6 protein-coding genes are annotated in these 7,393 nt (G+C 66.0%); 5 read left to right on the top strand and 1 reads right to left on the bottom strand.

The annotated features are described in order from the left end of the window. Window positions 1-82: 82 nt before the first annotated feature. From HCA58_RS24130 to HCA58_RS22860, 5 genes are all read left to right on the top strand, one after another. The gene (locus HCA58_RS24130; protein ID WP_346776093.1) at window positions 83-1,174 is read left to right on the top strand and encodes a group II intron reverse transcriptase/maturase; all 1,092 of its coding nucleotides are present in this window, start codon (window positions 83-85) and stop codon (window positions 1,172-1,174) included. Between the two features lie 92 nt (window positions 1,175-1,266). After that, the gene (locus HCA58_RS22845) at window positions 1,267-1,419 is read left to right on the top strand and encodes a hypothetical protein (protein ID WP_169600097.1); all 153 of its coding nucleotides are present in this window, start codon (window positions 1,267-1,269) and stop codon (window positions 1,417-1,419) included. A gap of 527 nt (window positions 1,420-1,946) precedes the next feature. After that, on the top strand, window positions 1,947-3,161 hold the full coding sequence (locus HCA58_RS22850) for a hypothetical protein (RefSeq protein WP_169600098.1): 1,215 nt from the start codon (window positions 1,947-1,949) through the stop codon (window positions 3,159-3,161). A gap of 12 nt (window positions 3,162-3,173) precedes the next feature. Beyond that, window positions 3,174-5,318: a tetratricopeptide repeat protein gene (locus tag HCA58_RS22855; RefSeq protein ID WP_169600099.1), complete on the top strand. Its 2,145-nt coding sequence runs from the start codon at window positions 3,174-3,176 to the stop codon at window positions 5,316-5,318. A gap of 10 nt (window positions 5,319-5,328) precedes the next feature. Then, window positions 5,329-5,856, top strand: coding sequence for a flavin reductase family protein (locus tag HCA58_RS22860; RefSeq protein ID WP_169600100.1), 528 nt, complete (start codon window positions 5,329-5,331; stop codon window positions 5,854-5,856). Here HCA58_RS22860 and HCA58_RS22865 read toward each other — a convergent pair. Then, the gene (locus tag HCA58_RS22865; RefSeq protein WP_169600101.1) at window positions 5,762-6,736 is read right to left on the bottom strand and encodes an AfsR/SARP family transcriptional regulator; all 975 of its coding nucleotides are present in this window, start codon (window positions 6,734-6,736) and stop codon (window positions 5,762-5,764) included. The genes HCA58_RS22860 and HCA58_RS22865 overlap by 95 nt on opposite strands. Window positions 6,737-7,393: the final 657 nt, after the last annotated feature.

Below are 7,393 nucleotides of genomic sequence, written 5' to 3' on the forward strand. Positions count from 1 at the left end.
CCCTACGGTCCTACCTGTCCACCGCCACCAAACACGGCAAGGACGCCCTCGACGTGCTCAAACAACTGTTCACCACCGGACCGTGGCTACCCGAACCGGCAACCTCAAGCTGAATACGTACCGGGCGCGGAACCCGGCATACATCAGGATGCAAACCCGGCTGGCCACGGCCCGCCGCCGCGGTGACCGGGCCGAGGCCCGCAAGCTGCGGCAGCAGATGCGCAATCTGCCCAGCGCGGATCCGAACGATCCGAGCTATCGGCGGCTGCGTTACGCCCGCTACGCGGACGATCATCTGCTCGGGTTCGCCGGACCCAAACACGAAGCCGAGGAGATCAAACAGCGGCTGACCAGGTTCCTGCGCGAGGACCTCAAGCTGGAACTGTCAGCGGACAAGACGCTGATCACCCACGCCCGCACCGGCGCGGCCCGGTTCCTCGGCTACGAGATCACCGTCCAGCACAACGACAGCAAGATCACCCGACGCCGGCGAACGGTCAACGGGCAAGTCGCGCTGCGCGTGCCGCTGGACGTGGTCAAAGGCATGTGCGCCCCCTATCTGCACCGCGGACAACCCGCCAAGCAGACGGCCCTACAAAACGGCAGCGACTACACCATCGTCGCCACCTTCGGGGCCATCTACCGGGGCATCGTCCAGTACTACCTGCTGGCCGGAGACGTCTTCCGGCTGCACCGGCTCCGCTGGGTCATGGAGACCTCCATGCTCAAGACCCTCGCCGGGAAACACCGTTCGACGGTGACGAAGATGGCCACCAAGCACAAGGCCAGAACCGACACCGCAAACGGGCCGCGGACCTGCTTCGAGGCCCGGATCGAACGTGACGGCAGGAAACCACTGGTCGCCAGGTTCGGCGGCATCCCTCTTCAGCGGCAACGGTCGGCAAAGATCATCGATCGCCGACCGACCCGGGTGGACTACCCGCACAAGGAGCTGATCACCCGGCTCCTCGCGGACACCTGCGAGATCTGCCAGCAAGCGGGTGAAGTGCAGGTTCACCACATCCGCAAGCTCAAAGACCTCCAGCCACCCGACCCGCACCAACCCCGATGGGCCAAGATCATGGCGAACCGGCGGCGCAAGACCCTCGTGGTCTGCGCCGCATGCCACGACCACATCCATACCGGGAATCCAACCGACCCACTCACGCAGTAGTCACTGGAGAGCCGGATGATCGGGAAACCATCAAGTCCGGTTCGGCGGGAGGCCACACGGAAAAGGGCCAGCTCACGCTGGCACCTCGCCGCGTGGCCGACCCAACCTCGTGGATGAACGGCTTCGGCAAGATCCGCCGCTGCACCGACCGCAACGCGGCGATCATCGACTTCTACCTGTACCTGGCCGCCGCGATCGTCACGATCCGTCAACTCATCCAACGAGCCCGCACGCTATATCGCTGAGACACCCGACCGACAACCCGCCGACTCAGGTAACGCCTATTGCCGGTCGCTCTAAGTTCGAAGAGCCGTCATCAAGACCGTCGCCCGTGACGCCTACGGCTTCCGCAACCCCGAAAACCAGCGGCTACGCACCCGCACCGCGACCACCCGCCGCCACCGCGGACACCTCAACCCCGCTTAAGTTCGAAGAGCCTTTATGGTCGGGCTTTGGCGGGTCGTTCTACGGTCGATCAATCGTCGTGATGGTCGAAAGGAGGTGATCGACATGGAGAAGGTGGAGAAGAAGTCGCTCAAGAAGATCAAGATCCGCAAGGCGGGTCCGGTCCGGCTGACCGCCGCTGCCTGCCCCACGTACCCGAGCAAGCTCTGACGGTGCGGCACCGGGCGTGGGCGCGGAGTGGGCGCCCACGCCCGGTGTACCCATTCTCCATGTGGTCGGCCAGTTGGGCGGAGCCCATCGCCCGGTCAACCAACGGTCAATCGGGCACAGCCGGCATACCGGGCCGGCGAAGGGAGTCAGTCGGACGGTGGACACCACGACGCGGTTCGACCAGGACAGCAGGATCGTCCTGCACCCTCTCGTCTATCTCGCAGATGGCGAAGAGATCACTATCGGCCGCCGCGACATCGACTCGTACGGCATCTTTCCCCCTGACGGTGCGGAGATGGTCCGACGGCTCGCCGCCGGTGAGACCCCCCGCGAGGTCGACCTGTGGTACCAGCGGGAGTACGGCGAGAGTGCCGACATCGATCATGTTCTCGGAGCCCTCGCCGAACTGGACTTCATCGTCGATGGTGGCGAGATTACACAGCTACAACGGCCGATCAATGGACAGCGCCTCGGAGCGGCGATGTTCTCCTTCCCGGCGATGATCCTGTACGCGGTGGTGATCAGCGCTTCGCTGATAGCCATGGCGCGATCCCCCGACCTCACGCCGCACTACAGCAATCTGTTCTTCACCGACTACCTCACGATCATCGAGGCTGCACTCGCTGCTGGTGCGGTGCCACTGGTCTTGCTGCACGAGGCGTTTCATCTGCTCGCGGCGCGGCGGCTCGGTATCCGATCGCGGATCAGGGTCGGCCGCCGGCTCTACTACGTGGTCCTAGAGACCAGCCTCGACGGGTTGGTCACCGTCCCACGCCGACAACGCTACCTGCCGATTCTGGCGGGGATTCTGCTGGACGTACTGATCTTTTCGCTACTCACCCTGATCGCCGACCTGACGCGTACGCCGAGCGGTGGGCTATCCGCCACCGGCCGGTTGTGCCTGGCTCTGGCGTTCGCGACGCTGCTGCGGATCGCGTGGCAGTTCTTTTTCTACCTGCGTACCGACCTTTACGTCCTCATGTCGACCCTGCTTGGCTGCGTCGATCTGCACACGACCGCGAAGCGGCTGCTGCGCAACCGCCTCTGGCGGTTGACTGGCCGCCACGACCGGCTGGCCGACGAGGAGCAGTGGCATCCGATCGACCGACGCGTCGCCAGCTGGTACTCCTGGTTGATCGTCGCGGGCTACACCTTCTCGATCGCAGTGTTCGCCTTCGGGGTCGCGCCTGCGGTCTATCTGATGTTCGCCAACGCGGTCGGTCGGCTGATCGGCGAGCCGACCACTGGTGAGCTGGCCGACTCCGTGGTGTTCCTCGTCCTCAACCTGGGTCAGATTTTGCTGACCGTATGGCTGGCCGTCCGTGAGCGAAGGCAACGCAGAGCACAGCAGTTCGAGCATGTCATCGCCTAAGGAGTAGCGACAGTGGATAGCCACTTGTGGATCACCGCAGTCAGCCGGCGCGATCGTGACCGGGCGACATCCGACCTTCGGCTGCCGCCTGTGCTGGCCGAGGTCAGTGCCCATCGGCGGCTACGCGGCCCGTACACCGCGGCCGGCGCCGTGTTACGGTCGGTCCTGCCGGATGCGCTCGCCCGCCGCAGCGAGCTCGGACCCCGCCACCACGTGGAGATCCTTACCGCGGCGCCCGAGTTCGCCCGGTCAGTGCCGCCAATGCGCACAACGCTGGAGCACCGCGAGACCTCCGACGCCCGCACCAGATACCAGGCACGGCTGCACACGATGCGGATCTCGCACGGCTTGGCCGACATCCTGCGGGACTACCTGGTCGCGCTGGACGACGGCCCGCGCACCCTGCTGATCGACGACGTCGCCGACGCCGATCCCACCGACCAGGAGTTCATCGCGGTCATCCTGCGGCGGCTGGCGCCCGCGCAGTTGACTGTCGTGGTGTCCACCGGCACTGGTCCGCTGACAGAGCCACCGGGGCCGATCAGCGTGTCACTACCGATGACGCTCGCCGAACGGACCCGACGGCTGACGGGGTACGCCGACGGGGTCGTGCCGGCCGGGCACGTCCACGACGAGGCGGTGCTGGCTGGGCTGGACGCCAGCGCTGTCGTCGCGCTCGCTCGCGAATACGTCTCGACCGATTGTCTTTCCGGCGATCTACGGCAGCAGGCCGCGTATCGGTCCGTCGCCGACGTCGACCGCGTCGAATTGCATGACGAACGCCGCCGCCAGTTGCTCGGCATCGGCGAGCCGTCCCTGCTGCTCGGCGCTGTGCCGTTCCACGCCGAACGGGCGGGCCTGCCGCCCGCCGAGGTCGCCCGGGTGCTGAGAAACGCCCAGTTGCACTGCAAGAACCGTGGCCTCTACCACGCTGCGGTGGAGTTCGGTGAGCGTGCCCGTACCTCGATCGACCGCGCCACCGATCCTGACCTGTGGTGGGAAATCACCGGCGACGTGACAACCTCGCTGTCCGCGGCGGGGCGTGCCGAAGAGGCCGAGCAGTGGTACGACGAGGCGCGCGCGATCTCCATCGACCCGGCGGTACACATGCACGCCGCGTACGGCACGGCGATGCTGTTCGCCCGGCACTACGGAGACGGCCAGCGGGATTCGGTACGGGCCCGGCGCTGGCTCAACCAGGCGGTCGCCATCGCCTCGCTGTTGCCTGACCCGAAGGAGCGGGCGTTCCAGTCGGTCTTCCAACGCAACGGGATCGCCTTGGTCGAGACTAGGGAGGGGCGGCCGGAGGAGGCGCTGCGCCTGCTGAACGAAGGCATGGCCTGGCTGGACCGGGAGCTCGCGCCGGACGAGCAGATGCTGCACCGCACCGGGCTGCGCTACAACCGTGCCCAGGTGTACGGCATGATGGGCCGCCTGACTGAGGCGCTGGCCGATTTCACCTCGGTGATCGACGTCGATCCCAACTTTGCCGACCACTACTTCAACCGGGGGAACATTCTGCGGCGGTTGGGGCGCAACGAGGAGGCGCTGGCCGACTACGAGCAGGCGCTGCTGCTGTCCCCGCCGTTTCCCGAGGCCTACTACAACCGTGGCGACGTACGTCTGGAACTGGGTGACGTCGTGGGCGCGCTGGCTGACTTCGACCGGGTGCTTGAGCTTGATCCCGAGCACGTCGACGCACGATCGAATCGGGCAGCGATCCGCTGCGAACTCGGCGACGTCGATGGCGCCTGGGACGACGTCGAGGCCGGCCTGGTGCTGGCAGATGCCAACCCCTATTTGCGCTGCCTGCAGGCCCGGATCCTGACCGAGCGCGGCGATGTGACGGCGGCATTCCAGGCCGTCCGCAGGGTGCTCGACGCCGACCCGACGCTGGCGGAGGCGTGGGCGATCCGTGGCGGGCTGCGATACCAGGCGGGGGATCTCGCCGGTGCGATCGCCGACTTCGACCGAGCCATCGAGCTCGGCGACCGCCTGGAGTTCCGGTACAACCGGGCGATGGTCTGCCAAAGCGCCGGACGGCTGGATGCCGCAGCTGCCGACTACCGGGCGGTGCTCGCGGTCAGCGACGACGACGAGGCGGCGGAGGAACTAGACCGCTGTCTGTCCATGATGACAGGGCAGGTCGGGGTGTGAGGACGCGATCGTGACGGTCCAGCAGGAGGCCACCGGGCTGACGACCACGTTCACCGAGGCCATGGCCCGGCTGGTGTCCGGGGTTGCGGTGATCACCAGCCGTCAGGCCGACGGCGCTCCGTGCGGCCTGCTGGTCTCGTCGATCTGCTCGTACAGTCTCCGGCCACCGTCGGTGCTCATTTCGGTAGCGCAGGAAGCCCGGTCCTACCCGGCGGTGACCGGGCACCTCGGCTTCGGTGTTCACCTGCTCGGGTCGGCGAACCTGTCGACCGCCCGGACGTTTGCCGCCCGCAGCGACGACAAGTTCACCGGCCTGGACTGGGTATGGGACGACGAGGTGCCCCGATTGCCGGACGTTCCGGTCTATCTGCGGTGCCGCCGGAGTCAGGTGTTCGAACACGGCGACCATGCGATCGTCATCGGCGAGGTCACCCACGGCCAGGTCAACCCCGGCACTCCATTGGTGTACTACCGACGTGGGCTGCACCCGACGTCTGCGACGATGGTGCCTGCGGACGCTTCCGCCGGCAGCCACTGACACGGCACTCACATCCGCCGGCCGACTCACCAGGCTGGATCGGGTCGATGCAAATGGGGCACCAGGCCGCCGAGTAGTGGGGGTGCGGGGCGGGTGCCCCGCGCAGGACCACCTGGTGTAGTGCCCGCATCCCCGGTCCGGGCTCGATACCTGCCTCGTCGACCATCCTGCGGCGCGCCCGTTTGTAGACACCCAACGCTTCGACACGGCTGCCCGACAGGTAGTGGACGAGCATCAATTGCTGTTGGAACCCCTCCCGCAACGGATATTGCGAACACAGGTCAATCAGTTCGCCGACCAGTTCGAGTCGCCGACCCTGACACAACTGTGCCGCGATGCGTTCCTGGAGCAGGGCCAGCCGCTCGGCCTCCAGCCGGACGGCGTACCGCTCGATCTCACCGGACCGCGCTTCGTCGGGCAGCACCGGTCCGCGCCAGACCGCGAGCGCCCGACTGATCGCCTCTGCACCCTCCCCGCACCTGCCCTCGGCGAGCAGCCCCCGGCCAGCGGCGGCTAGTGACCTGAACCGCAGGAGATCCACCTGGTCGACGGTGACCCGGAGGCGGTACCCACTCGGTTCGGTGACCAAAATCGGATGCTGGTGGGTGCCGTTCTTGGCAGACCAGGTCGGTATCAGCGAACGGCGAACCGCCGACACGTACATCTGCAGTGCCGCGACGGCGGACCTCGGTGGACGGTCTCCCCACAGCCCGTCGACGAGGCGAGATACCGGTAGTGTTTCGTTGCCGTGTAGCAGCAGGAGGCTCAGCAGGATCCGTTGCATCCGTGCGGTGGGGGCACACGGCTGCTGATTGCGAAGCACCTGCAGAGGGCCGAGGACGCCGTACCGTAGGGCGACCGTGGACTCGGCGGCGGTCACGCGGCATCCGCCCAAGATCTGCTGCCGGGCGAGTAGACAGGGTGCGGTCGAGGTCTTCGTGTGGGTTCGTGCGTCCAGTATTCGGGAACCGGCAGGTCATAAGTCGCGGTGGCATCTTGCATTGACACACACCTTACTCGGTTGGATGGATCCAATCGACATTCTCGACAGTCTGCTGGTGATGGCGTCCGGTCTGTTCGCGCAAATAAGTGCTTGTCTCGCGATCCTCGGCTCGAGACCGAGTAATGATACCAACGCAAAGAGTTAGTGACAAGCGCGAGTCTGTTGGCGGCCACGGCAGGCGCGCACCCCAATTGAGCAGCGAGAATGCCATTTGCCGAGAAGCAAAACGCCATAAAGCGTGCCAACCGGAATGTTGCAATTAATCGCATTTCGACGTCGATTACACCACAGAGTCGGCGTAGCTCTGCGCCAACCAGGTTGCGGCAGCCATTCGGATGTAGCTGCAGCGTTCTGCCTTCGAGGCATCAGTTTCCGCGCTGTATTGCTATCCGGTCGCCACCCCGGCCCGGTATCGGGACTGTACAAATAACGGCTGATCGACCGATCAAGGGAGAGACGCCAGATGACGACCGAGACCACCGTGGGAGAGCCGGCCGTGGAGCCGGTGGGTGCGGTCACGGATGAGCAGTTGAT

The sequence above is a fragment of the Micromonospora sp. HNM0581 genome, from assembly GCF_012726175.1.
GTDB lineage: Bacteria > Actinomycetota > Actinomycetes > Mycobacteriales > Micromonosporaceae > Micromonospora.